Origin of the sequence: Xanthomonas cassavae CFBP 4642, from assembly GCF_000454545.1 — a bacterium.
GTDB lineage: Bacteria > Pseudomonadota > Gammaproteobacteria > Xanthomonadales > Xanthomonadaceae > Xanthomonas > Xanthomonas cassavae.
On record NZ_CM002139.1, the window covers coordinates 1,913,679 to 1,938,399 of the forward strand.

Below are 24,721 nucleotides of genomic sequence, written 5' to 3' on the forward strand. Positions count from 1 at the left end.
CTGTGACCCAAGACTACAAAGCCACTCTTCATCTGCCTGCGACGGAATTTCCGATGCGCGGCGACCTGCCCAGGCGCGAGCCGGCGATGCTGGACCGCTGGGAGCGCGAGGGGCTGTATGCGCAGCTGCGCGCCAACGCGGCCGGGCGCCCGCTGTTCGTGCTGCACGATGGCCCGCCGTATGCCAACGGCCAGATCCACCTCGGCCATGCGGTCAACAAGATCCTCAAGGACATCATCGTCAAGTCGAAGTATCTGGCTGGCTTCGATGCGCCGTTTATCCCTGGCTGGGACTGCCACGGCCTGCCGATCGAAATCGCCATCGAAAAGAAGTACGGCAAGGTCGGCGTCACGCTCGATGCCGCACAGTTCCGCCACAAGTGCCGCGAATACGCGACCGAGCAGATCGATCTGCAGCGCCGCGACTTCAAGCGCCTGGGGGTGATCGGCTACTGGGACAACCCGTACAAGACGCTGGATTTCCGTTTCGAGGCCAACGAGATCCGTGCGCTGGCGAAAATCGTCGACAACGGCCACCTCACCCGCGGCGTCAAGCCGGTGCACTGGTGCTTCGACTGCGGTTCGGCGCTGGCCGAGGCTGAGATCGAATACGCCGACAAGCTGTCGCCAACCGTGGATATCGCCTATCCGGCGCGCGACCCGGGCGCAGTTGCTGCCGCATTCGGCGCCAGCCTGCCGGCAGGCGTTGGTGTGGCGGTGCCGATCTGGACCACCACCCCGTGGACGCTGCCGGCCTCGTTGGCGGTGAGCCTGGGCGCGGAGCTGGACTACGTGCTGGTCGAAGGCCCGGCCGATCGTGGCCAGCCGCGCTGGCTGGTGGTCGCCGAAGCGCTCGCTGCCAGGGCGCTGGCCCGTTACGGCGTGGATCACGTCGTGGTGCATGGCCACGCCAAGGGCGCAGCGCTGGAGCAGATGCTGCTGGCGCACCCGTTCTATGCCGAGCGCGAGATCCCGCTGCTGCTGGGCGACCACGTGTCGGCCGAGGACGGTACCGGCGCCGTGCACACCGCGCCTGGCCATGGCCAGGAGGACTACCAGGTCTCCAAGCAGTACGGCCTGCTGGAGCGCTATGGCGCCGCGCAGATCAACCCGGTGGATGGCCGCGGCGTGTACCTGCCGTCGACGCCGCCGCTGGGTGACACCGTGCTGGCCGGGCTGCATATCTGGAAGGCCAACGAGATCATCATCGAGGCGTTGCGTCCCGCCGGTGTGGTGCTGGCGGCCAGCAAAATGGAGCACAGCTACCCGCATTGCTGGCGCCACAAGACGCCGATTGCCTTCCGCGCCACGCCGCAGTGGTTTTTCTCGATGGAAAAAGCCGGTTTGCGCGCCGATGCGCTCAAGGCCATTGAGCAGGTGACCTGGTACCCGGCATGGGGCCAGGCACGCATCGCCGGCATGGTGGAAGGTCGCCCGGACTGGACCATCTCGCGCCAGCGCACCTGGGGCGTGCCGATCGCGCTGTTCGTGCATCGCGAAACCGGCGAACCGCATCCGCGCAGCACCGAGTTGCTGCGGCAGGTGGCCGACCGCGTGGAGCTGGGTGGCGTGGATGTCTGGTACACGCTGGACGCGGCCGAGCTGCTGGGCGACGAGGCCGCCGACTACGACAAGATCACCGACATCCTGGATGTGTGGTTCGACTCCGGCGTGACCCACGAGGCGGTGCTGGTGGACCGCGGCCTGCCCAAGCCGGCCGACCTGTATCTGGAAGGCTCCGATCAGCACCGCGGCTGGTTCCAGTCCTCGCTGCTGACCGGCGTGGCGATGGACAAGGCCGCGCCGTACAGGCAGTGCCTGACTCACGGCTTCACCGTGGACGAGCACGGCCGCAAGATGTCCAAGTCCGAAAAGAACGGCATCGAGCCGCAGGACATCATGAAGACGCTGGGCGCGGACATCTTGCGCCTGTGGATCGCTGCAGCCGACTACAGCAACGAGATGTCGCTGTCGCAGGAGATTCTCAAGCGCAATGCCGATGCGTATCGCCGTCTGCGCAACACGGCGCGCTTTTTGCTCGGCAACCTGCATGGTTTCGCTCCACGGCAGCATCTGGTGGCGCTGGACGAGATGGTGCTGCTGGATCGCTGGATCGTGCATCGCGCGCACGAGCTGCAGGAAAAGATCGTGGCCGCCTACGCGCGCTACGACTTCGCCGAGATCGTGCAGGCGCTGCTGAACTTCTGCAGCGTGGACCTGGGCTCGCTGTACCTGGATGTCACCAAGGACCGTCTGTACACGATGGCCGAGGATTCGCGCGGCCGCCGCTCTGCGCAGAGCGCGATGTATCACGTGGCCGAGGCGTTCGTGCGCTGGATCGCGCCGGTATTGAGCTTCACCGCCGCCGAGCTGTGGGCCTACCTGCCGGGCGAGCATGCCGGCAATGTGCTGTTCGCGACCTGGTACGACGGCCTGGCGCCGTTGCCGGCCGATGCGGCGTTGACCAGTGCCGATGTCGACAAGTTGCTGGCGCTGCGCGAGCAGGTGGCCAAGGTGCTGGAACCGATGCGGGCCAATGGCGCGATCGGCGCCGCACTGGAAGCGGAGATCACCGTGGCCGCCGATGCGCAGACCGCCGCGCGCTGGCAGCCGCTGAGCCAGGAACTGCGCTTCCTGTTCATCAGTGGCGATGTCACCGTGACCGCGGCCAGCACCGACGACATCTTCGTCAGTGCGCAGTCCACCACCAAGGCCAAGTGCGTGCGCTGCTGGCACCACCAGGCCAGCGTGGGCAGCGATGCGCGGCATCCGGAGCTGTGCAGCCGCTGCGTCAGCAACATCGAAGGCCCTGGCGAGGACCGTCGCTGGTTCTGATGCAGGGCCGAGCGGGCCCGCGCGGCTGCGGTTGCGGCGCGCGGCCCGCGTTGCCGCCCATGCGCCACTGCGGTGCCGGTGCGCTTCCGCCTCAAGCAACGGGTCTGGCGCCTGGCCCGCCACGGGGCTCGTATGCTGAAGCGCGCACGACGCCGGAACACAGGGCAGGGTGGCCGAGTGGCTCGCCCATGCCATCCTTGCCGGTGTGCTCTGTGTCATTGCCACCCAGGCATCTTCTCCCGTGCCGGAGAAGCAACTCCTACTTGCGACCTTTCACTATGAGTCAACGCCCCAAACCCTCCGCCCTGATCTGGCTGCTGCTGTCCGTTGCCGTGGTGGGGCTGGACCAGTGGAGCAAGGCCTGGGTGCTGTCCAGCCTGCCTGAATACACCCCGGTGCCGGTCATCGAGGGGTTTTGGAACTGGTACCGCACCTACAACACCGGCGCGGCCTTCAGTTTTCTGAGCGATGCCGGTGGCTGGCAGCTGTGGTTCTTCACCGCGCTGGCGGTGGGCATCAGCGGGTTGCTGGCGTTCTGGCTGTCGCGTACCGCGCGCGGGGACTGGCGCAGCGCGCTGCCGTACGCGCTGGTGATCGGCGGGGCGATCGGCAACGTGATCGACCGCCTGATGCACGGCCACGTGGTCGATTTCATCCAGTGGTACATCGGCAGCCATACCTGGCCGGCCTTCAATATCGCCGATTCGGCGATCGTGGGGGGCGCCATCGGGATTGCAGTGTTCGGTCTGCTCGACGGCAAGCGCAGCCGAAAAGCGAGATAATCCCGGTCCCGAGCGGTGGTGCGACCGTCCCGCAAGGCCTGTTGCCGAACGCACAGCATCGCGTGCTCGGCAGATGCACCCCCTGAAATGTCCGTCCACCCTGGCCGGGCTGTCGAAGAGAACAAGCGTATGGATGTCCTGCTCGCCAATCCCCGCGGTTTCTGCGCCGGTGTCGACCGCGCGATCGAGATCGTCAAGCGTGCGATCGAGACGCTGGGCGCGCCGATCTATGTGCGGCACGAAGTGGTGCATAACCGCTTCGTGGTCGACGATCTCAAGGAGCGCGGCGCCATCTTCGTCGAGGAATTGGACGAAGTGCCGGATGCGGCCACGGTGATCTTCAGCGCGCACGGCGTCTCGCAGGCCGTGCGCCAGGAAGCCGAGCGGCGTGGACTGAAGGTGTTCGACGCCACCTGCCCGTTGGTGACCAAGGTGCATTTCGAGGTGGCGCGGCATTGCCGGGCCGGCCGCGACGTGGTGCTGATCGGCCATGCCGGGCATCCGGAAGTGGAAGGCACCATGGGGCAATGGAACCGCGAACGCGGCGCGGGCAAGATCCACCTGGTGGAAGACATCGAGCAGGTCGCCACGTTGCAGATCGATCAGCCGGACAATCTTGCCTATACCACCCAGACCACGCTCTCGGTGGACGACACCATGGGCATCATCGAGGCCCTGCGTGCGCGTTACCCGGCGATGCAGGGGCCGCGCCATGACGATATCTGCTACGCCACCCAGAACCGCCAGGATGCCGTGCGCGATCTCGCCCGGCAGTGCGATCTGGTGCTGGTGGTGGGTTCGCCCAACAGCTCCAATTCCAACCGCCTGAGCGAGCTGGCCCGACGCGACGGGGTGGAGTCGTACCTGATCGACAACGCCAGCGAGATCGATCCGGCCTGGATCGTCGGCAAACAGCACATCGGCCTGACCGCCGGCGCCTCGGCGCCCCAGGTGCTGGTCGATGGCGTGCTGGCGCGGCTGCGCGAGCTCGGCGCGGCGGGCGTCTCAGAACTGGAAGGCGAGCGGGAATCGATGGTGTTCGCGCTGCCCAAGGAACTGCGGCTGCGCCTGGTCGGCTGAAGCAGGGCACGCATCGGTCGACGGCCGGGCACAGCCGATGCCGGCGATTGACCGCAGGCTGGCCGCGCTCCTACAATTGGCGGCTCGCCGGAATAGCTCAGTTGGTAGAGCGGCGCATTCGTAATGCGTAGGTCGTAGGTTCGATTCCTATTTCCGGCACCATCACCTTGCACTGGGTCGGCCTTTGGCCGGCCCAATTGCGTTTGGCCTGGCCTGTGGGCAGTCCACGCTGGTGGATGCAGTCGCTTGCCTCGCTTTTCATGTCGTTGTCGGCAGGCATCAGGGCACGCTGCGGCGGTTCGCTGCGCTGCGACAACATGTCGCACAATGTTGTGCGCATTTATTGCGGCAAATCATTGCCGATGGGTTTCGTGCAGGTGCAGCAAAGACTAAAATTGGCGTGCTAACCCGTGTCTTCGGTCTGCGCGGGCCCGCCTTCAACGGGAAGGGCTCTGTCGGACATGTTCCTTGCCGATACGACGAACGAGGCTGGCGTTCCTTCGCACTTGGATCGACCGATGATTCCGCTGAAACAGCTCGGGCGTTTACTGCGTCCAGGTCTGATGTTGCCCTTCCTGCTGCTGGCAGGCTGCAACTCGGCCATCCTCAATCCGAAAGGCCAGATCGGCCACGACGAGAAGCAGCTGCTGATCACCTCGGTGGTGCTGATGCTGATCGTGGTCATCCCGGTGATCGTGATGACGATTGCGTTCGCGTGGAAGTATCGCGCCTCCAATACCAAGGCCCGCTATGAGCCGGACTGGTCGCACTCCACCGCGATCGAAGTGGTGGTGTGGTCGATCCCGTGCGTGATCATCCTGGTGCTGGCGGTGCTGACCTGGCGCTCGTCGCATGCGCTGGACCCGTACCGGCCGCTGGATTCGGACGTCAAGCCAATCACCATCGAAGCGGTGTCGCTGGACTGGAAGTGGATGTTCATCTACCCCGACCAGAACATCGCCACGGTCAACGAGATCGCGTTCCCGGTGCGCACGCCGCTGAACTTCAAGATCACCTCCGACACGGTGATGAATTCGTTCTTCATTCCGCATCTGGGCACCATGATCTACGCCATGGCCGGCATGGAAACCAAGCTGCATCTGGTCGCCGACGAGCCGGGCGAATACTTCGGCCTGTCCACCAACTACAGCGGTCACGGCTTCTCGAAGATGAGCTTCAAGGCGCATGCGGTCGATCAGGCCGGCTTCGATGCATGGGTGGCCAAGGTCAAGGCCTCCCCAACCGCACTCAATGCCGCCGAATACCAGGTGCTGGCCGCCAATCGCAACGACAAGGACCAGTACCCGGTCACCTACTACTCGTCGGTGCAGGACGGCATGTTCCGCTCGCTGGTCGACAAATACATGAATGGTCCGGGCCACAACAAGGGCCACGGCGACCATCAGGCATCGGGCGCTGAGCCGGTTGCCATGTGCACTTCTGGAGACAAGTGATGTTAGGCAAACTTACCATCGAGGCGGTTCCGTACCACGAGCCGATCATCATGGTCGCGCTGGGTGGCGCCGGCCTGCTAGGCCTGCTGATCGCGGGCGCCATCACCAAGTACAAGCTGTGGGGCTATCTCTGGAACGAGTGGTTCACCTCGGTGGATCACAAGCGCATCGGCGTGATGTACATCATCGTGGCGCTGGTCATGCTGCTGCGCGGTTTCGCCGATGCGGCGATGATGCGCACCCAGCAGGCCCTGGCCGGCGGTGGCGGCGAGGGCGTGTTGCCTCCGCATCACTACGACCAGATCTTCACCGCGCACGGCGTGATCATGATCTTCTTCATGGCCATGCCGTTCATGACCGGCCTGTTGAACCTGATCGTGCCGCTGCAGATCGGCGCGCGCGACGTGGCGTTCCCGTTCCTGAACTCGCTGAGCTTCTGGCTGTTCGTGGCCGGTGCGGCGCTGATCAATATCTCGCTGGGCGTTGGTGAGTTCGCGCAGACCGGTTGGCTGGCGTACCCGCCGTTGTCGGGACTGGAATACAGTCCGGGGGTCGGCGTCGATTACTACATCTGGGCGTTGCAGATCTCCGGATTGGGCACCTTGCTGACCGGCGTGAACTTCTTCGTGACGATCATGCGGATGCGCGCGCCGGGCATGACCCTGATGCGCATGCCGATCTTCACCTGGACCGCGCTGATCACCAACATCCTGATCATCGCGGCGTTCCCGATCCTGACCGTGGCGCTGGCGTTGCTGGGTGCCGACCGTTACCTGGGCACGCACTTCTTCACCAACGACGGCGGCGGCAACGCCATGATGTACGTCAACCTGATCTGGATCTGGGGTCACCCGGAGGTCTACATCCTGATCCTGCCGGCGTTCGGTATCTTCTCCGAGTTGATTGCGACCTATAGCCGCAAGCGTCTGTTCGGCTACACCTCGATGGTCTACGCCACCTCGTGCATCGGCGTGCTGTCGTTCGTGGTGTGGTTGCACCACTTCTTCACCATGGGCTCGGGTGCCAACGTCAATGCCTTCTTCGGCATCACGACGATGATCATCTCGATTCCGACCGGCGTGAAAATCTTCAACTGGCTGTTCACCATGTTCCGCGGTCGCGTGCACATGACCTCGCCGGTGCTGTGGACGATCGGCTTCATCATCACCTTCACCATCGGCGGCATGACCGGCGTGATGCTGGCGATTCCGGCCGTGGACTTCGTGCTGCACAACAGCCTGTTCCTGATCGCGCACTTCCATAACGTCATCATTGGCGGCGTGGTGTTCGGTTACCTGGCGGGCCTGACCTACTGGTTCCCGAAGGCATTCGGCTTCAAGCTTAACGAAAAGCTCGGCAAGGCATCGTTCTGGTGTTGGATCATCGGCTTCTTCGTGGCCTTCATGCCGCTGTACGTGCTCGGCTTCATGGGCATGACCCGTCGCATGAACACCTACAACCATCCCGAGTGGGCGCCGTGGCTGTACGTCGCTGCGGTGGGCGCTGCGATCATCGGCCTGGGTATCTTCCTGAACCTGGTGCAGATCGGTTACAGCGTGTGGAAGCGCAAGGAGCATATGGACTACACCGGCGATCCGTGGGATGGCCGGACGCTGGAGTGGGCAACCTCTTCGCCGCCGCCGTTCTACAACTTCGCCGTGCTGCCGCACATCGACGACCGCGATCAGTTCTGGGCCGACAAGCAGAACGGCAAGGGCTGGCTGCGTCCGTCCAAGTACGAGCCGATCCACATGCCGCGCAACACCGGTGCCGGCGTTTACATGGGTGCCTTCAGCGTGCTGCTGGGCTTTGGTCTGATCTGGCACATCTGGTGGCTGGCCATCCTCGGCCTGGTGGGCATGATCGGCAGCTTCATCGCGCGCACTTTCGATAACGACATCGATTACTGGGTGCCGGCCGACGAAGTGGAGCGCATCGAAAACGCACGCTTCGCCCTGCTCGAACAGCAACAGGCGGCGCAGGCCGCGAAGGTGGTATGACCATGGCTTCTTCGACCACGCTTGACCACCCCGCCCACGCGGGCGGCCACGATCACGACCACGCGCATCACGACGCCGGTGGCAACACCGTCTTCGGGTTCTGGGTCTACCTGATGAGCGACTGCCTGCTGTTCGCCGGCCTGTTCGCCACCTATGCGGTGCTTTCCGGCGCCACGGTGGATGGGCCGACGGCCAAGGAGCTGTTCGATCTCAAGTTCGTGCTGGTGGAAACCTTCCTGCTGTTGTTCAGCAGCCTGAGCTTCGGCTTTGCGATGATTGCCGCGCACAAGCGCAAGATGGGCGGCCTGTACGGCTGGCTGGCCGTCACCGCGCTGCTGGGTATCGGCTTCCTGTGCATGGAAGTGTGGGAGTTCAACCACCTGATCCATGAAGGTGCTGGCCCGGGACGCAGCGCGTTCCTGTCGGCATTCTTCACCCTGGTGGGTACCCACGGCCTGCACGTGGCCTCGGGCCTGTTGTGGATGGCGGTGCTGGTGATCCAGATCTCCAAGCATGGCCTGACCGCGCGCAACAGCACGCGTCTGGCGTGCCTGAGCCTGTTCTGGCACTTCCTGGACATCATCTGGATCGGTGTGTTCACTGTCGTCTATCTGTTGGGAGCGCTGTAATGGCCAATCACCACCACACCGAAAATGCCGCCGACGCGCATGCCGGCGGTTTGAAGTCCTACCTGATCGGCTTCGTCATGGCCGTGATCCTCACCGTCATCCCGTTTGCGATGGTGATGAGTGGCGCGTTCTCCAAGGGCGTGACGGTTATCGTGATCTCGCTGATGGCTGCCGTGCAGATGCTGGTGCACATGGTGTACTTCCTGCACATGGACCGCTCGCCGGAGCAGCGCTCCAACGTGCAGGTGGGCCTGTTCTCGTTGCTGATCATCGGCATCGTGATCGTCGGCTCGCTGTGGGTGCTGCACAACATGAACGTCAACATGATGCATTGAGACGGCCGCGGGCCGGATCGAAGGAAGCCGCCAGTCATCGGCGGCTTTTTTTTTGCCCGTCCATGGCCTGTGGCATGACCAATGGCATACGGGTAACGCCCGGTTGGCGCTTAGCATCATGGGCTTGCCTGTTCCAGGTCACCTGCGGAGTTGCGATGAAGATGCCCACCTTGTTGTCCGTGTCGCTGCTGGCAGCGCTGTCCTTGCCCGCCGCGGCGCAAACCGCGCGGCCGCAGGACGTGCCGTTCAAGGGCACGCTGAAGATCGACGTCGATGCCACCGACCTGGCCCACCGCATCTTCAAGGTCAAGACCAGCATGCCGGCCAAGCCGGGCCCGATGACGCTGCTCTACCCGCAGTGGATTCCCGGCAACCATTCGCCGACCGGGCCGATCGACAAATTGGCCGGGCTGGTGGTCAAGGCCGACGGCAAGGTGGTGCCATGGGCTCGCGACCAGTTCGATGTGTATGCCTTCACCGTGGACGTACCGCAGGGCGCCAGCGAACTGACCGCCGAATTCAAGTTCCTTTCGCCGCAGGCCGACAACCAGGGCCGGGTGATGATGACCCCGGAAATGCTCAACCTGCAGTGGAACACCACGGCGATCTATCCGGCCGGTTATTTCGCGCGCAACATCAAGGCGCAGGCCAGCGTCACCCTGCCGGCTGGCTGGAGCTATGCCACCGCGCTGGAAACCGACCGCCGCGTGGGCGACACGGTCACCTTCAAACCGATCGACTTCGACGACCTGGTCGACTCGCCGATGTTTGCCGGCAAGTACTACAAGCGGGTCGAGCTGAGCACCGGCAAGCAGCCGGTCTACCTCAACGTATTTGCCGACGAGGCCAATGCGCTGGAGGCCAAGCCAGAGCAGATCAAGGCGCATGCGGCGCTGGTGCAGCAGATGGACAAGCTGTACGGCGCGCGGCATTTCGATCATTACGAATTCCTGCTGGCGCTGACCAAGAAGCTGGGCGGCATCGGCCTGGAGCATCACCGTTCCAGCGAGAACAGCGGCCCGACCAATTACTTCACCGAGTGGGACAAGAGCTGGACCATGCGCGACCTGTTGGCGCACGAATACAACCACTCCTGGAACGGCAAATACCGCCGCGGCGCCGATCTGGCCACGCCCAACTTCAATGTGCCCATGGGCGACAGCCTGCTGTGGCTGTACGAAGGCCAGACCCAGTTCTGGGGCGAGGTGATGGCGGCACGTTCGGGGCTGTGGACGCAGGACCAGGCGCGCGACATGCTGGCCGGCGTTGCGGCCACCTATGAGCGCGGTCGCCCGGGCATGGCGTGGCGCACGGTGCAGGACACCACCAATGACCCCACCATGTCGATGCGCCGGCCCAAGGCCTACCGCAGCTACCAGATGGCGGAAGACTATTATTCCGGCGGCCAGATGATGTGGCTGGAAGTGGACAGCAAGCTGCGCGAGCTGACCAACAACCAGCGCTCGATCGACGACTTCGGCAAGGCCTTCTTCGGCATGAAGAATGGCGACTGGGACGTCAATCCGTACACCTTCGACGACATCGTCGCCACCCTCAACGGCGTGGCCGCCTACGACTGGGCCAGCCTGTTGCGCAGCCGCATGGACGGGCATGGCTCGTTGAACGGTGGCATCGAGGCCAATGGCTGGAAGCTGGTCTACACCGACCAGCCGAACCTGGCCATCAACACCTACGAGAGCAACGAAAACGACGTCAACCTGACCTATTCGCTGGGTGTGTCGCTTGAAGGGTCCGGCGAAATCAACGAGGTGTTGTGGGACAGCCTGGCATTCAATGCCGGCCTGATCAACGGCAATATGATCGTTGCCGTCAACGGCCGCGCGTTCAGTGGTGAAGTGATCAAGGACGCCATCAAGGCGGCCAAGGGCACGACGGCCCCGATCGAACTGCTGGTCAAGCGCGGCGACCGCTACGACACCGTGCGCATCGACTACCACGGCGGTCTGTTGTATCCGCACCTGGAGCGTATTGCCGGCAAGCCCGATCGCTTGAGCGAGTTGTATAAGGCGCGCTGAGCGCGACGTGCCACGTTTTTATCCGTTGGCTCGCTGTTGGGTCTTGCATCGCCGAGCCGACGGGTGATTCATTCGGTCAGGCGACGCTGGCACGCCGCCTGCCCGTACTGGTCTGCCTAGAAGCTGCGCCTTGCTCGCTATCGGTCATCGATAACGCCGCCGTTGTTACATGCAGCGTTCGCGCTGCGAGGGGTGCTGCGCTAGCGACAATGCACGCCGGAGACGGCAACTCCGGTTTGTCCCTTGTAGTCCAGGTATCCCATTGCCTATACGCATTTATCGCGTCCGTCGATGCGCACCGGACCTGCCTGATAGGCGTAGGTTCCATCGTCGCGATCCCACCACGAATCCCACTGCCACACACCGCAATTGGTGCGGTTGGGTTTGCAGACGTACACCTCCACGCTGGTGACCAGTGACTTTCCACGCGTAGAGCCCAGATGCGCGAAAACCGCGCAATTCTTGCCGTTGCCGCTGTTGTAGTACAGCTGTAGTTCGCCGACTCTTTCGCCTGCGATGCTCACCGGCTTGTGGTCGATGAGATTGCCGCCGCACCCATCGGCGCGCGCCGCGCCCGCATGGGCAAGCCCGAATAATCCGAACAGCACAATAATGAGTAGTTTCATGATGACCTCGTCCGTTGATTGCGTGCCTTGCGCTGTTTGCAAATCTGCAGCGAAGAGAACCGACCCTCCCATGCGCGATGCCGCCAATCCACGAGTGCGCGGCCGATCTCCGCAACGACGCTACAAGCGCTGCAAGCAGGGGCGTGTGAAACGCCCAGAGCGACCACAAGCGTTGCCAGGTGGTCCACGGGCATGCGCGAGCTTCATTATGGGGCCGGCGCAAAAGTCAAAAGAAGTAACCGGTTGCGTCGCTGTGATGACTGCCGGATCCCTGGCTTCATGAGGCCGTCAAAGTGCATGAGTGCAGACGTGCGGCGCCCATGTTCGCGTGGCACTGGCCAGGGCGTCAGCGAGCCGCCTGCGCGGCGATGGCGAATCTCAGACGCACTGCGGGTGCTGCGCGCGGCGGTGCAGGCACGGTGCTTCCAAACAACCACGTGGTCGCGTCTTTTGAGACGGCCAGCCACTATGCTGGCAGCTTCCGGAAACAGGCAATAGCAAAATGGCGAAGGCGAAGACGGCCTATGTCTGCGGCGAGTGCGGCGCCGAGTACACCAAGTGGCAGGGGCAGTGCACCGAATGCGGGGTGTGGAATACGCTCAGCGAAATCGTGCTGGAAAGCGCGGCCCCTGGCGGCAAGGCGTCGCCGGCTGCCTCGCGGCGTAGTGGGTGGGCCGGCAAGGCCGAAGCGCCCAAGATCATGGCGCTCAAGGATGTGCAGCAAACCGAGCAGGCGCGCGTGTCCACCGGCATCGGCGAGTTCGACCGGGTGTTGGGCGGCGGGTTGGTCGAGGGGGCAGTGGTGCTGATTGGCGGCGATCCCGGAATCGGCAAGTCGACCCTGCTGCTGCAAGCGCTGGCCAGCATGGCGGGCACGTTGCCGGTGCTCTACGTCACCGGTGAGGAGTCGCTGGCCCAGGTGGCCGGGCGCGCGGTGCGCCTGGATCTGCCGCTGGAAGGCTTGAATGCGCTGGCCGAAACCGGCATCGAACATATCCTGCAGCATGCAAGCGTGGCGCGGCCGAAGCTGATCGTGGCCGATTCGGTGCAGACGCTGTGGACCGAGTCGCTGACTGCAGCGCCCGGGTCGGTCAGCCAGGTGCGCGAGAGTGCGGCGCGGCTGGTGCGGTTTGCCAAGGAAACCGGTACGGCGGTGTTCCTGGTGGGCCATGTCACCAAGGAAGGCGGCATCGCCGGCCCCCGTGTGCTCGAACACATGGTCGATGCGGTGCTGTACTTCGAAGGGGAGAGCGGTAGCCGGTTCCGCCTGCTGCGCGCATTCAAGAACCGCTTTGGCGCGGTCAACGAACTCGGCGTGTTCGCGATGGGCGAGAAGGGGCTCAAGGAGGTCTCCAACCCCTCGGCGATCTTCCTGTCCGGCGGCAGCACCCAGCAGCCGGGCAGCTGCGTGATGGTGACCCGCGAGGGCACCCGGCCGTTGATGGTGGAAGTGCAGGCGCTGGTGGATGCCTCACCGTTGTCCAATCCGCGCCGGGTGGCGGTGGGGCTGGAACAGAACCGGCTGGCGATGCTGCTGGCGGTGCTGCATCGCCATGGCGGCATCGTGGTCGGCGACCAGGACGTGTTCGTCAACGTGGTCGGCGGCATCCGCGTGCAGGAGACCGCAGCCGACTTGCCGGTGCTGTTGGCGGTGCTGTCCTCGCTGCGCGACCGGCCGTTGTCCGAGAAGACCATCGCGTTTGGCGAGGTGGGGCTGTCTGGCGAGATTCGGCCGGTGCCCAACGGCGAGGACCGCTTGAAGGAGGCCGCCACGCATGGCTTCAAGCGCGCGATCGTGCCCCGCGCCAATGCGCCGAAAACGGCCACCATCAAGGGCATGGAGATCATTGCGGTGGAGCGGTTGAGCCAGGCGCTGGAGGCGGCGGAATAAGTGAGCGCTGCCGATGGGCAAGGCGAGCCATCTCGTTGCGCCTGTGAGCGTCTGTCGGCTGGCTGCTCGCAACTGCGTTTTGGGTATTAAAAAACCGTTTTCACCAGGCAGCGGCCATGGCACCTGTGCGGCCTGCTGCACTGTGCACCGGATCACGAAGACCGCTGATTGCTCGAACTGAAGAGCCACGATGGAATGGATGTTGTTGCCGCTCAAGCGCCATGCCGACTTTCAAGATCGCTCGCGTCGCAAGGAATACTGGATGTTCATGCTGTACATCGGTGGTTTTATCATGCTGGTTTTCATGTGCCTGGAAGGCACCCCCGGCCCGAACCAGTATGGCGAGAGCCTGAAGTAATCCGCGTTACGCCCCAGGTTTGATTCAAGCAATGGCGCAGGGGTTCCCTGCGCCATTGTCGCTTATGCGATGGCTGGCGACTGCGTTGCACCGAAGTCGGATCGATTTCTTGACCGGGGCGGTAGCAAGGCCGCACACGCAAGTTCGTCGCTGTTGGCTGCAATCGTATGCCGCGCTGGACCAAGGTGCCTGGCGCTCGATGGCCTGCAATTTCGATTAACGCAAGTGCTTTGCTGACGCGCTACGCCGAAACACACACAAACAGGCGGCTACATCGCCGCTGAGCGAAGCTCGCGGACATTACGGCAGGCAGACGATGAGGCGCGTGACCAGCGCCCAACGTGCGAAAACGTCGTTAGCAGGCAGCCGCATGGTGGCCGGTGCTTGAGCTGCTGCTCTTGCCCGATATCAGCGGGTCCTTGTCCTGCGAGGCGAGTTCCAGCTTGTAGCCGTGCGAATACACGGTCCTGATGCGGACGACCCCGCTGTGGTTGCACAGCTGCAGTTTCTTGCGCAGCTTGTAAATGTGCTGCTCCATCGTGCGGTCGGTGAACTCGGTATGGCTGCCCCAGACGGCCTTGGCCAACTGGCAGCGACGGAAACAGACCCCGGGGCTGGAGAACAGCAGCCAGGCAATCGAAAACTCGCGTGCCGTCAGTACAATCGGCTTGCCGTGCAGGTAGACGGTGTTTTCCTCGCGGATCAGGTGATACGGGCCCACACTGAGGTGTTGCGATTCCTGGCAGCTGTGGGCCACCGGCGAGATCGCCAGCGCCGAGCGGACCTGCAGCTCATGCGAGTTGAATGGGAGGGCTAACACTTCCTGGGCGCCGGCACGGTACCAGGCCAGGATATCGTCGGGACTGTCGAAGCGTCCCAGCACGATCAACGGGGTGGGCTGACCGCTGTGGCAGCGCTGCCAGGCGAGCACCGAGCTGTCGTCCGAGGCGACACAGGTCGCATCGAAGATCAGCAGCTCGCAAGGCGAGTGCCGCAAGCAACGCAGCAGCTCGAGTTCGTCGGAAAACACCGCGAACTGCGGACCCAGCGGGGCGAGGCTCGCATTGACCTGCGAGGCCAGACGCGCGTCCTGCGTCAACAGGAAAGCCGATCCTTGCTTGGCGGGGAGAGGATTGCCGTGCATTAGTCGGCCTTCCCATGACGGCACACGTACCAGTCGTGCGTGGGATGCCGGCGACGAACCGCAGGCACCAAGGTGAAACCCACATCGATAGAGAGGTGCATCGCCAAACCATCCGGGCTGCCAGGGGGGAGCGTCTGACCGAGGTCGAACGAATGGTATGTACCATTCCAAAGACAGAAAGTTTCATTGCTGCGCACTTTTCTTCGGGTTTAGGTAGGCGCGCTTTAACCTGCGCTCATCTACGCGTGCAGCAGCTCTTACGGCTAGGGCATGGGCCGAACGAAACAGCGGTGCAAGCCGCTATCGCTGCGTTCCTTGGATCCCAGGCCTGTTCGCAGATCCAGATAAAGAAGGCCGATTGGTCTGCAGAGGTCTAGACCAAGGTATTGCGATTCGGATGGTCTCGCCGCCTGTATGGAATAGCTGCATGAGGTGGATGACCAGCTGCACGGTCCCGGTCCATCGCCCACGGCGCGGACGCCGTTACTCGTCTCTGGCGCCGCATGCAAGACGCTTGGCGATCGCCGATGCAGGGATATCCGCATCGAAGCGGTGCGTTGGCAGACGTTGCCGGAACACCGCGCAGCGCGCGGCAGCATCGCTTATTCAATACCCACTCGAATGGTGCGTGATGTCTAGCGCTGGACATTATGTCCGTCGTTCGCGAAAGCGTTCGGCATTTGCAGCAACGCACGGCCGACGTGCAGGAAGACAGAGTGAGATTTTTTGATTTTTGCGGTGCCATCGGGTGAGAAATTCCATTGGATCCCCTGCATACAATCGTTTGCGCCAGCGAGACCGGCGCGTTGTTGTCTTTTGCTCATCCCCCTATGAGAGAGCCCGGCATGATCCTTTCCACCTACTTCGCAGCGATCTCCGCATTGTCGTATGCAGATCGTCTTCCTACCTATACAAGCAGGATGCTGGTTGGTGCCTGGCCGCAAGGTCTGCAACATCTTCAACAACGCCGTGACGGCCAGGGAACGCCCGAAGGGACTGACGATGAAGTCAGTCTGCTCGGTGCCAGCGGCGATGCGTTGTTGATACTCGAATATCAAGAAGAAGCTGAAGACGCCTACCGGCATGCCTTGAAGGCGATGCGCGGGCATCAGCGCCAGCTACGCCTGCTGTCGTGCCGCAATACTGCCTGGCTGATGCTGAGCCAGCGCAGGCTGAGCGCCGCGTTGAACTGCTTTGCGCAGCTTGCGGTGGACCGCGACACGCCGGCCTGCCTGGGTGGCGAAGGCTTGCTCGGCAAGGCCTTGACCCATTTCCACCTTGGCCAGAGCACCTTGGCCCTGCAAACGCTCGAGCGTGCCCATGAAGTGCTGTCGGAGCTGGAAGGCGGTGCATCCGACTGGCTGCGGATCGCCACGGCGCTGCGCCTGGACATGCTCGCGCAGTTGCGCATCCGCCGCGCGGACCGCATGAGCGACCACGTGTTCTGGCAGGCCACGTTGCGCCAGGAAGACGCCGCCCATGCGTTCGAACCGAGCGAGCTGCGCGCCTGCATCGCCGATCTTGCCGAAAGCATGCCGGTGCTTGCGCAGCGATTGCGGCATGTCCGCAACCTGCTGCGGATTGCCGGCGGCGACACCTTTGGTTTCGACGCACAGATCGACGCCCTGCCGGCGGCAGCCAACGGTTGCCCACCGTGCGCGCGGCAGGATGCGCAGGTGGAACTGGCGCTGGCTGCCCTGGCGGTGGGTCGTGCCGACCTGGCCGAGCGTGCCCTGGCCGGCGCCGGCCGGCACCATGCACCGCGCTGGAATCTGGAATTCGAGTATTGCCAGGCCAAGATCAGCCAGACGCTGGGGCGTACCGAACAGGCCTTGCTGCTGTACAACCGCTACGCGCTGGGTGCGGTGCAATGCCTGCGCAGCGAAGTGCAGGCGCCGCGCTTGCTGGAGAGCGGCACGCCGGCGCATGTCAGCGACGATATCTCCGCGCGCCTGCCGGCCAAGTACCGCCGTGCCTATAGCTACATGATCACCAATGCGCACCGCTCGGATCTGTCGATCAATGAAGTGGCCGCGCAGATCGGGGTGACCGGGCGTGCGCTGCAGCAGGCATTCAAGTCGGCCACCGGGTTGTCGCCGACCCAGGTGTTGCGGCGTTATCGCATGCAGAGCATCCGCGACGAACTGCTGGCCGAGGGCGGTTGCGGCAGCGTGCTGCAGGCGGCCAGCCGCTGGGGCGTTGGCAGTCGTTCAGCGCTCGCCAAGGGGTATCGCCAGCATTTCAATGAAGCGCCGATGGAAACCTTGCAGCGGTAGTTGGCCGCGCACGGCCGGGCGGCAGCGCCTGGCCGTGCGCGTGGTTTCCTACAGTAATGCAGGCACCGTCGTCGGCACGCAGGGTAGGGCAGGAGCCCAAGTGAGACGTGCGTGCAAGATGCTTGCGGCTATCCTTGCCGGCTCGCACTGCCACTCAGGAGGCGCGTCCGAGGATGGGCGTGGCCGCCAAGGAAACGACGACCATCATGCAAGATCCTATCTCCGAAGCGACGGACGCCTCACAGATCCGCCGCGCAGGCGTCGACCTCAATGGATTGATGTCCGTCCTGAGCAAGCATCTGTATTCCACGCCGGTGGTCGCATTGCGCGAGCTGGTACAGAACGCGCACGACTCGATCCTGCGGCGTCGCCTGGAGCAGCCGCAGTGGCAGGGTGAATCGCGCATCCACGTGCAGGCCGATCCGGCGCAGGGGATCGTGCGTATCGTCGATACCGGCGCCGGGCTCACCCAGCAGGAAATCCATGATTACCTGGCCACCGTGGGCGTGGGCTATACCCGCAGGCTGCGCCAGGGTGGGCACGAAGACAGCGGGCTGATCGGCATGTTCGGGCTGGGCTTCCTGTCGGCCTTCGTGCTGGCACGCCGTGTCACCGTGCGTACCACCTCCTACCAGACGCCGACCCTGGGCCATTGCTACCTCTCCGGCAATGCCGAGCACTACACGGTGAGCCCGATACCGGCGCGTGCGCAGGTGGGCACCGAGGTGGTGCTGGAGCTGCACGACCAATACCTGGCATTGGCGCAGGACGGGCGCCTGCACGAGATCCTGGCGCGTTATTGCGCCTTGTTGCGCGAGCCGATCTGGGTCGGTGCCACTACGCAGCCGATCAATCCCGAACCGCCGCCGTGGCGCGCCCATGACGCGGTGCCGCTGCATCCGGTGCAGGCCTGGCGCCGGCAACGCGAGTTCGCTGCGCGCTTCGAGCGCAACTTCGAACCCTTGTGCTGCATGCCGGTACGTGCGGACGAGGGGAGCGATGCGGTGGGCCTGTTGTGGGTGCAGGACGGTGCCACCTACGGCACCAGCGATAACCGCAACCTGTCGGTGTTTCTGCGCGGCATGCTGCTGGACGATAACGCGCGCGAATTGCTGCCGCCGTGGGCCGGTTTCATCGGCGGGGTGATCGAGTCCAATCGCCTGACGCCGACGGCAAGCCGCGAGGACCTGCAGCGCGATGCGGTCTACAGCTCGGTGCAGCATGCGCTGTCCGAGGCCCTGGTGCAGGGGCTGGCGGATGTGGCGCGGCAGCAGCCGGAGGCATGGCGTCGCATCCTGCTGCGGCATAACGAGGCCTTGCTGGGCGCGGCACTGTGCGACGAGCGCCTGTTCGAATTGCTGCTGGAACATGTGCGGGTGCCGACCTCGCAGGGCGACCTGCCGGCGCAGCAGTTGCCGGCGCGTGGCGCGGTGCACGTCATCCTGGACAGCGACAGCGGCTTCGAAGAGATGCTGTTCCGTGCCATGGGCGTGCCGGTGGCCTATGGCAACCGCTATGCGGTGGTGCCGTTCCTGCGCCGCTGGGCGCAGGCCAAGGGGGTGCGCCTGGTCGAGCTGGGAACCGAGCATGGCAACCGTCAGTTGTTCCATCTGGATCGCCTGCCGGCCGATGAACTGGCGTGGCTGGAGCAGCACCTGGGCGATGGCGAAGCGCTGGTGCCGGCACGCTTCAGCCCTGCGGAATTGCCGCTGGTGGTGGTGCCCGATCGCGAGGCCGAGCTCAAGCGCCGGCTGGAACAGGACGAAAGCGACAAACGGGTGTCGACGGCTGCATTGCGGCTGGTGCGGCAGTTCACCGCGCGCATCGAAGCGCGTCAGACCCAGCGGCTATATCTCAATCTGGACAATCAAGCGCTGCAGGCCTTGCTGGCCGCACAGCGCGTTGGCAACCCGCAAGCCGCGGTCGCCGCGCGCTTGCTGCGCTCACTGAAGGTGATCGTCGCGGCACAGGGGAGGGCGCAACCGCAGCCCGGTGGAGCCGAATCGGGCGGGTCCGATCTCAACAAGGCTTTCGGCGATCTTGCCGAGGCCGTGAGCCAACTGCTGGCGCGCTGAGCGCCGCACCGAAGGACGTACGATGGAAATCTGGAACTGGGTGGAAAAGCTGCAGGACGACCTGGGCGAAGCCGGGCAGCCGCAGAACGCGCAGCTGCTGACGCGCCTGACCGACCATATCTGCGATCTGCAGATCGAACGTGCCGAAGCCTTGCTGCCCGAGGCGCGTGCGCTGGGCAAGACGCTGGCCAATCCGTGGCTGGACGTGTTTGTCGGCCATTGGGAGATGCGCAACCGGGTCGGCAACCTGTGCGAAGGCGAACGCGCGCTGGGCGATGCGGTGGCACTGTTCGAGCGCGCGCACCGTGCCGACGCAGTGGAATGCCCGCAATCGGTCTGCGTCACCCAGGATCTTGCGGCGTGCTACGCCAACATCGATGGCCCCGGCTGGGTGCAAGAGCGCATCGAGGTCTGCGATGAGACGTTGGGCCGTATCGACCCGAGTTGGTCGTGCTATCAGTGCCTGAGTTGCAAAAAAGCCGATGCCCTGCTCGACGACGGGCGTGGCGATGCGGCACTGAGCTATCTGGACCAGCAATCGCAAACCATCGTGGCCCACGGTGGCCAGATCTACGACGGCGTGCCTGACATGCGGATCTCGATCCTGCTGTCGCTGGGGCGCGCGGACGAGGCACTGGCACTGATCGAACAGCGCGAGCGCGAGGCGGCGCGCGAGGGTGCAGAGTGGGCCAATTGCAGTCAGCCGCGCCGACTGCAGAAAGCGCGTGCGCTGGCGCTGCTCAATCGCGACGACGAGGCCATGGACGCCCTGCTGCCCTGGCGCGAGGTGGCGCCACGCTATCGCCTGCACTGGTTGCGCGCAGTGGCGGTGCTGGTGACACGTGCACCCGAGCGTAATACCTGGGACCTGGGGAGCCGCGTGCAGCTGATGCTCGATCATTACGCGCAGGTCGGTGCGCATCGCATTTTGATCGAGGCGGCGGAACTTGCGATCGATCTGGCCCTGCAACGGGGTGCGGTGTGGACGGCACGTCGGCATCTGGCGCTCGCCCGCACGCACCTGCCCAAGTTGCGGCAGGACCGTGGTGCCACGCAGGCGCTGGACCGTTGGGCCGCCCGGATCGAGCCGGCGCCCACGGGCGAGGAGGCGCCGGTGCCGGCCGATCAGCTGCTGGAATGGTTGAACGCGCAGGGCCAGGACGTGGTGCGCAACCCCGAGCAGGAGGCGCAGTGGTTGCTGCAGGCGGTGGCCGAGTGTCCCGACGATGCGGAGCTGGTCGATACCGCCGCGTCGGCCTTGAGCGCCTGCGCGGCGGACGAGCAGGCGATCGCGCTGCTGTGGGAATTCGTGCAGCGGCACGCCGACCGCGAAACCAGCCCGACCTTCCGGCTGATGAATTTGTTGCTGGGCCGTGGCGATGATGCCGGCGTGCGCAAGCTGGCGCAGCTCTATCGCCCGCAGGTGCCGGTGGCCGCGCTGTGGTGCGAGGCGCAACTTGCCCAGCGGCTGGCCGATTGGCCGGCGCTGGAGCAGGCGTGCACCGCCTTGCTGGAACTGTCGCCCGGCTCGCATGGCGCGCGCGGGTTGCTGGCGCGCATGTATCTCAACACCGGACGCTTTGCCGAGGCGGCCGAGGTCTACCGCCAATTGATCGCGACGATGGACGAGCCGCGCTCCGCGCACTGGGACCATATGACCGCCGCCAGCGCCGCACAGGACTGGGATGCGGTGCGGGCCTCGGCAGCGGCGATCGGCATGGAACTGAGCAGCCCCAGCGGGGTTGTCGAAGAAGACTGGGGCTGGGTGATCGTGCGTTGCGTGGACGATGGCGAGGCGGCCGACTACTACGCACGCCGCACCGGCCCGGTGACCGCACGCATCATCGAGAACGCGCCTGCGCACCGGCGCCAGCATGTCGGCGACAGGGTGGTGTTCGATGCGGACCTGCTGTATCCGGCGCCGGAAGATGAGGCCGAACGCGAGCGCTTCGTGCCAACGTATGCGCAGGTGCATGTGCTGGAGACCGGCGGCTATGGCAGCAGCTGGCTGGTGGATGGCGTGCATCCGGGTGACGAGGTGGTCGAGGCCATGCGTGCAGACATGGAAACGCGCGGCTGGAAGATGTGGGTGCACAGTCGCGGCGACTACCGTGTCATGGATCCGGATCAGCCGGATGCGTTCGATCCGGACGATGCGACGTCGGGCTTGCCGGGGGTGTTGTTCACCGTGGCGCTCCCGGACAGCGTGTCGCCGCAGGAATTGCATCGCGTCCTGCGCTGCACCACCTCGCGCTGGTCGCACCCGATGTGCTGGCTGCGCCTGGCCGAGGCCTGCGACCAGGATCCGCGCCCGCATCTGGAGGCGGTGGAGCGTTATGGGCTGTAGGGCGGCCGCCTGCAACCAGTGCGGCCAGGGGAATGATCGAAGATCCAGACGTGGGCGTGGCAGGCGGGGCGTAGTGCGTCCCGACCGGCTGGCGGTCTCTGCGCTGCCTTCGATGCCATCGATGCCATCGATGCCTTCGATACCATCGCGGCAGGTGGCTCAGCGAGATTGCAAGCGCGAGGACGCCGCGGTCAGCGGCGACCTCGCGGCCGCTCGATCAGCTGCGCGCGCCGTAGCGCTCCAGCCAGTGTGCATACGACGGCGGCAGCTGCCATGACGGACGTTCTTCGCCCAGCGCCAGTGCCGCCTGATACGGCCAATGCGGGTTGGCGAGGTGTGCGCGGCCAACCATCACCAATTCCATCTGCCCATCGGCGATAACGCGGTTGGCTTCGTGCGGATCGTCGATGTTCCAGGACGAGGCGACCGGCAGCTGCGCGTCGCGGCTGACGCGCTCGGCAATCGGCGCCAGCAGGGCAGGGCCCCACGGAATCTGTGCGGCCGGCGTGCTGAATCCCATGCTGACATTCAGCAGGTCCAGGCCGCTGCGCTTGAATGCGCGTGTCAGGTCGATCGCCTCGGCCAGCGTTTGTTCGTCGCGGCCGTCGAATTCGATGACGCCGAAGCGGGCGGCGAGCGGCAGATGGTCGGGCCAGACCGCGCGGACAGCCTGCAGCGTCTCCAGCAGAAAGCGCGCGCGGCCGTCGGCATCACCGCCGTAGCGGTCCTGGCGCAGGTTGGCATGCACCGAGAAGAAGCTCTGCGCCAGATAGCCGTGGGCAAAGTGCAGCTCCAGCCATTTGAAGCCGGCATCGCGGGCGCGTTGCGCGGCGGCAACAAAATCGCCACGCACGCGGGCGATATCGTCCAGCGTCATTTCGCGCGGCACTTTGGACAGGCCGCCACCGAAGGCGACCGCCGATGGCGATACGGTCTCCCAGCCGCGCGCATCGTCATCGGCGATATGGTCGTCGCCTTCCCAGGGACGGTTGGCGCTCGCCTTGCGCCCGGCATGGCCGATCTGGATGCCCGGTACCGCACCGGCAGCGCTGATGGAGGCGGCGATGCGCGCCAGCCCTTCGGCCTGTGCGTCGTTCCACAGGCCAAGGCAACCGGGCGTGATGCGCCCTTCCGGCGAAACGCCGGTTGCCTCGACGATCACCAGCCCGGCACCACCGCGCGCCAGCGCGGCATAGTGCACGTCATGCCAATCGTTGCTCATGCCATCGACGGCGGTGTATTGGCACATGGGGGGGATCGCGATGCGATTGCGGAGCGTGACATCCTTCAGCTGGTACGCAGAAAACAACGATGACATGGGGCATTGAGGTCCGAGAGAGCAGGGGCGCGATCAGAGCATGCCGCGCTGCCGGGCGACACCGGCGCCGATGGCACACCGCGTTGCAGTCCTGCCGACGGCGCGCGCAGCCGTGCTATGTCTGCGTGGAGGCGTTGCCGCGGGCGCAGCGGAATCGCTGCAACGCTGTGTCGCTGCAGCGCGTATCCGCAGCGCGCACCCGCGGTGATGCGCGCTGCATGGGTCGCCAGGATGCCGCTGCTTGCGCGCCTGCGCAGGCGCGCGTCCGCGGGTCTGCGGCGGCGGGTGCTTGGCGTGGCCATGCCCCGGAGCCGGGCGCTTGCGTGGCAGGCAGATCCGGCCAGGCATCTTGCCCGGCAAGGTGTCTCCGGGAGACGGTGCACGCGGTGAGCATCCCCGCGCGCTGTGGGCAGACGCCGTCCTTCCAGCCGGCTGCGCCAGGTCCGATCGGCGACGGGCGCTCAGGCAGGCTCAAGCGGCGCATCTGCGCAGGCGTGGGCCAGCGCACGTTCCCGCCGTTGCGGCAATGTCAAACTGCAGCGGCCGGCGGCCATGACCGCTACAGCTTGGGTCGCTGGTTGCCGAAACTGAATTGCTTTACTCTGATGCGCTTCGGCGTGGGGGCGCCGCGTCGATCCGGGCGCAGTCCAGCCCGCATGCCCAGCCTCTCTTTCTTTCTTGGCGGGTGATCTCATGGTGGCACTGCAGCAGCGCTCGATCAATGCGATTCGTGGCCAGGAGCCGGCCCTGTTGGCCGCCTGGCTCGCATCCAATGTCGGTAACGACGTGCGCCTGCCCCGGCAGGAGCTGGAAACCCAGAGCGCGCAATTCCTGAGTCTGCTGGTGGCGGCGTTGAAGGACGATGGCAGCAGCCTGGACAGCGCCGAGTGGAGCGAGGTACGCCGCTTCCTGGAAACCCTCTCGCGCGACCGCGCCACCCGCGGGTTCGATTCGCAGGAAACTGCCAACTTCATCTTCTCGCTCAAGCGCGTGTTGTTCGCGCTGGTACAGCGCGAATACGCCAGCGTCCCGGACGAACTGGGCCAGCAGCTGTGGGCGCTGTCCGAGCTGCTCGACCGCCTGGGCCTGTACACCGTCAAGACGTTCCAGAAGACCCGCGAAGACATCATCGTGCGCCAGCAGGAAGAGATGCTGGAGCTGTCCACGCCGGTAGTGAAGCTGTGGGAAGGCGTACTGGCGCTGCCGATGATCGGCACGCTGGATTCGCAGCGCACCCAGGTGGTGATGGAATCGCTGCTGCAGCGCATCGTCGATACCGGTTCGGAGATCGCCATCATCGACATCACCGGCGTGCCCACGGTGGACACCCTGGTGGCGCAACATCTGCTCAAGACCGTCACCGCGATCCGGCTGATGGGCGCCGACGCCATCATCAGCGGTGTGCGCCCGCAGATCGCGCAGACCATCGTGCATCTGGGGCTGGATCTGCAGGGCATCGTGACCAAGGCCAACCTGGCCGATGCGCTGGCGCTGGCGCTCAAGCGCACCGGTGTGACCGTGAGCAAGGTGCTCTGA

General features: G+C 64.7%; 17 protein-coding genes and 1 tRNA gene. 15 read left to right on the plus strand and 3 right to left on the minus strand.

Translation table 11 applies throughout. The annotated features are described in order from the left end of the window. Positions 1-2: 2 nt before the first annotated feature. The 9 genes from ileS (at position 3) to XCSCFBP4642_RS0108650 (ending at position 11,150) form a co-directional block, all read left to right on the plus strand. Positions 3-2,834 carry an isoleucine--tRNA ligase gene (ileS, locus tag XCSCFBP4642_RS0108605; protein ID WP_029219425.1) on the plus strand — a complete coding sequence of 944 codons (2,832 nt, stop codon included), beginning with the start codon at positions 3-5 and terminating at the stop codon, positions 2,832-2,834. Between the two features lie 278 nt (positions 2,835-3,112). Continuing rightward, positions 3,113-3,616, plus strand: a complete 504-nt coding sequence (gene lspA / locus XCSCFBP4642_RS0108610) for a signal peptidase II (protein ID WP_029219426.1) — start codon at positions 3,113-3,115, stop codon at positions 3,614-3,616. Between the two features lie 129 nt (positions 3,617-3,745). Further along, entirely contained in the window at positions 3,746-4,696 is a 951-nt protein-coding gene (gene ispH / locus XCSCFBP4642_RS0108615) for a 4-hydroxy-3-methylbut-2-enyl diphosphate reductase (protein WP_029219427.1), read from the plus strand. Between the two features lie 86 nt (positions 4,697-4,782). Further along, positions 4,783-4,858, plus strand: a tRNA-Thr gene (locus XCSCFBP4642_RS0108620). Between the two features lie 356 nt (positions 4,859-5,214). Next, on the plus strand, positions 5,215-6,150 hold the full coding sequence (gene cyoA / locus XCSCFBP4642_RS0108630) for a ubiquinol oxidase subunit II (RefSeq protein WP_029219429.1): 936 nt from the start codon (positions 5,215-5,217) through the stop codon (positions 6,148-6,150). Further along, positions 6,150-8,150, plus strand: coding sequence for a cytochrome o ubiquinol oxidase subunit I (gene cyoB, locus XCSCFBP4642_RS0108635; RefSeq protein WP_029219430.1), 2,001 nt, complete (start codon positions 6,150-6,152; stop codon positions 8,148-8,150). The genes cyoA and cyoB overlap by 1 nt, the downstream gene beginning before the upstream one ends. After that, a complete protein-coding gene (gene cyoC, locus XCSCFBP4642_RS0108640) occupies positions 8,147-8,779 on the plus strand; it encodes a cytochrome o ubiquinol oxidase subunit III (protein ID WP_029219431.1) in 633 nt (210 codons plus the stop codon). The genes cyoB and cyoC overlap by 4 nt, the downstream gene beginning before the upstream one ends. Further along, a complete protein-coding gene (gene cyoD, locus XCSCFBP4642_RS0108645) occupies positions 8,779-9,114 on the plus strand; it encodes a cytochrome o ubiquinol oxidase subunit IV (protein WP_029219432.1) in 336 nt (111 codons plus the stop codon). The genes cyoC and cyoD overlap by 1 nt, the downstream gene beginning before the upstream one ends. Positions 9,115-9,269: 155 nt before the next feature. Then, entirely contained in the window at positions 9,270-11,150 is a 1,881-nt protein-coding gene (locus XCSCFBP4642_RS0108650) for a M61 family metallopeptidase (RefSeq protein ID WP_029219433.1), read from the plus strand. A gap of 266 nt (positions 11,151-11,416) precedes the next feature. Here the strand turns inward: XCSCFBP4642_RS0108650 and XCSCFBP4642_RS0108655 are convergent, their stop codons facing one another. Further along, a complete protein-coding gene (locus XCSCFBP4642_RS0108655) occupies positions 11,417-11,863 on the minus strand; it encodes a hypothetical protein (RefSeq protein WP_235048282.1) in 447 nt (148 codons plus the stop codon). A 415-nt stretch (positions 11,864-12,278) separates the two neighbouring features. Here XCSCFBP4642_RS0108655 and radA point away from each other — a divergent pair, with 415 nt between their 5' ends. Both radA and XCSCFBP4642_RS29150 read left to right on the plus strand, forming a co-directional pair. Next, on the plus strand, positions 12,279-13,667 hold the full coding sequence (gene radA, locus XCSCFBP4642_RS0108660) for a DNA repair protein RadA (RefSeq protein ID WP_029219435.1): 1,389 nt from the start codon (positions 12,279-12,281) through the stop codon (positions 13,665-13,667). A 190-nt stretch (positions 13,668-13,857) separates the two neighbouring features. Next, a complete protein-coding gene (locus XCSCFBP4642_RS29150; protein WP_160170360.1) occupies positions 13,858-14,025 on the plus strand; it encodes a DUF805 domain-containing protein in 168 nt (55 codons plus the stop codon). 355 nt (positions 14,026-14,380) lie between these two features. On the opposite strand, the gene XCSCFBP4642_RS0108670 is transcribed toward XCSCFBP4642_RS29150, so the two are convergent. After that, complete coding sequence (locus XCSCFBP4642_RS0108670; RefSeq protein ID WP_029219436.1) at positions 14,381-15,169, minus strand: winged helix-turn-helix transcriptional regulator; 789 nt, start codon at positions 15,167-15,169, stop codon at positions 14,381-14,383. Positions 15,170-16,089: 920 nt separating this feature from the next. On the opposite strand from XCSCFBP4642_RS0108670, the gene XCSCFBP4642_RS0108675 reads away from it, so the two are divergent. From XCSCFBP4642_RS0108675 to XCSCFBP4642_RS0108685, 3 genes are all read left to right on the plus strand, one after another. After that, complete coding sequence (locus XCSCFBP4642_RS0108675; protein WP_029219437.1) at positions 16,090-17,445, plus strand: helix-turn-helix transcriptional regulator; 1,356 nt, start codon at positions 16,090-16,092, stop codon at positions 17,443-17,445. Between the two features lie 206 nt (positions 17,446-17,651). Next, a complete protein-coding gene (locus XCSCFBP4642_RS0108680) occupies positions 17,652-19,520 on the plus strand; it encodes an ATP-binding protein (protein WP_029219438.1) in 1,869 nt (622 codons plus the stop codon). Positions 19,521-19,542: 22 nt separating this feature from the next. Next, a complete protein-coding gene (locus XCSCFBP4642_RS0108685; protein WP_029219439.1) occupies positions 19,543-21,867 on the plus strand; it encodes a tetratricopeptide repeat protein in 2,325 nt (774 codons plus the stop codon). Between the two features lie 217 nt (positions 21,868-22,084). On the opposite strand, the gene XCSCFBP4642_RS0108690 is transcribed toward XCSCFBP4642_RS0108685, so the two are convergent. Further along, positions 22,085-23,185, minus strand: coding sequence for an NADH:flavin oxidoreductase/NADH oxidase (locus tag XCSCFBP4642_RS0108690; protein ID WP_029219440.1), 1,101 nt, complete (start codon positions 23,183-23,185; stop codon positions 22,085-22,087). Positions 23,186-23,878: 693 nt separating this feature from the next. On the opposite strand from XCSCFBP4642_RS0108690, the gene XCSCFBP4642_RS0108695 reads away from it, so the two are divergent. Then, on the plus strand, positions 23,879-24,721 hold the full coding sequence (locus XCSCFBP4642_RS0108695) for an STAS domain-containing protein (protein WP_029219441.1): 843 nt from the start codon (positions 23,879-23,881) through the stop codon (positions 24,719-24,721).

What these genes read in the sequence shown, in the direction of transcription:
- lspA (WP_029219426.1), top strand. Translation starts at nt 3,113, where the DNA reads ATGAGTCAACGCCCCAAACCCTCCGCCCTGATCTGGCTGCTGCTGTCC.
- ispH (WP_029219427.1), top strand. Translation starts at nt 3,746, where the DNA reads ATGGATGTCCTGCTCGCCAATCCCCGCGGTTTCTGCGCCGGTGTCGAC.
- cyoA (WP_029219429.1), top strand. Translation starts at nt 5,215, where the DNA reads ATGATTCCGCTGAAACAGCTCGGGCGTTTACTGCGTCCAGGTCTGATG.
- cyoB (WP_029219430.1), top strand. Translation starts at nt 6,150, where the DNA reads ATGTTAGGCAAACTTACCATCGAGGCGGTTCCGTACCACGAGCCGATC.
- cyoC (WP_029219431.1), top strand. Translation starts at nt 8,147, where the DNA reads ATGACCATGGCTTCTTCGACCACGCTTGACCACCCCGCCCACGCGGGC.
- cyoD (WP_029219432.1), top strand. Translation starts at nt 8,779, where the DNA reads ATGGCCAATCACCACCACACCGAAAATGCCGCCGACGCGCATGCCGGC.
- XCSCFBP4642_RS0108650 (WP_029219433.1), top strand. Translation starts at nt 9,270, where the DNA reads ATGAAGATGCCCACCTTGTTGTCCGTGTCGCTGCTGGCAGCGCTGTCC.
- radA (WP_029219435.1), top strand. Translation starts at nt 12,279, where the DNA reads ATGGCGAAGGCGAAGACGGCCTATGTCTGCGGCGAGTGCGGCGCCGAG.
- XCSCFBP4642_RS29150 (WP_160170360.1), top strand. Translation starts at nt 13,858, where the DNA reads ATGGAATGGATGTTGTTGCCGCTCAAGCGCCATGCCGACTTTCAAGAT.
- XCSCFBP4642_RS0108670 (WP_029219436.1), bottom strand. Translation starts at nt 15,169, where the DNA reads ATGCACGGCAATCCTCTCCCCGCCAAGCAAGGATCGGCTTTCCTGTTG.
- XCSCFBP4642_RS0108675 (WP_029219437.1), top strand. Translation starts at nt 16,090, where the DNA reads ATGCTGGTTGGTGCCTGGCCGCAAGGTCTGCAACATCTTCAACAACGC.
- XCSCFBP4642_RS0108680 (WP_029219438.1), top strand. Translation starts at nt 17,652, where the DNA reads ATGCAAGATCCTATCTCCGAAGCGACGGACGCCTCACAGATCCGCCGC.
- XCSCFBP4642_RS0108685 (WP_029219439.1), top strand. Translation starts at nt 19,543, where the DNA reads ATGGAAATCTGGAACTGGGTGGAAAAGCTGCAGGACGACCTGGGCGAA.
- XCSCFBP4642_RS0108690 (WP_029219440.1), bottom strand. Translation starts at nt 23,185, where the DNA reads ATGTCATCGTTGTTTTCTGCGTACCAGCTGAAGGATGTCACGCTCCGC.
- XCSCFBP4642_RS0108695 (WP_029219441.1), top strand. Translation starts at nt 23,879, where the DNA reads ATGGTGGCACTGCAGCAGCGCTCGATCAATGCGATTCGTGGCCAGGAG.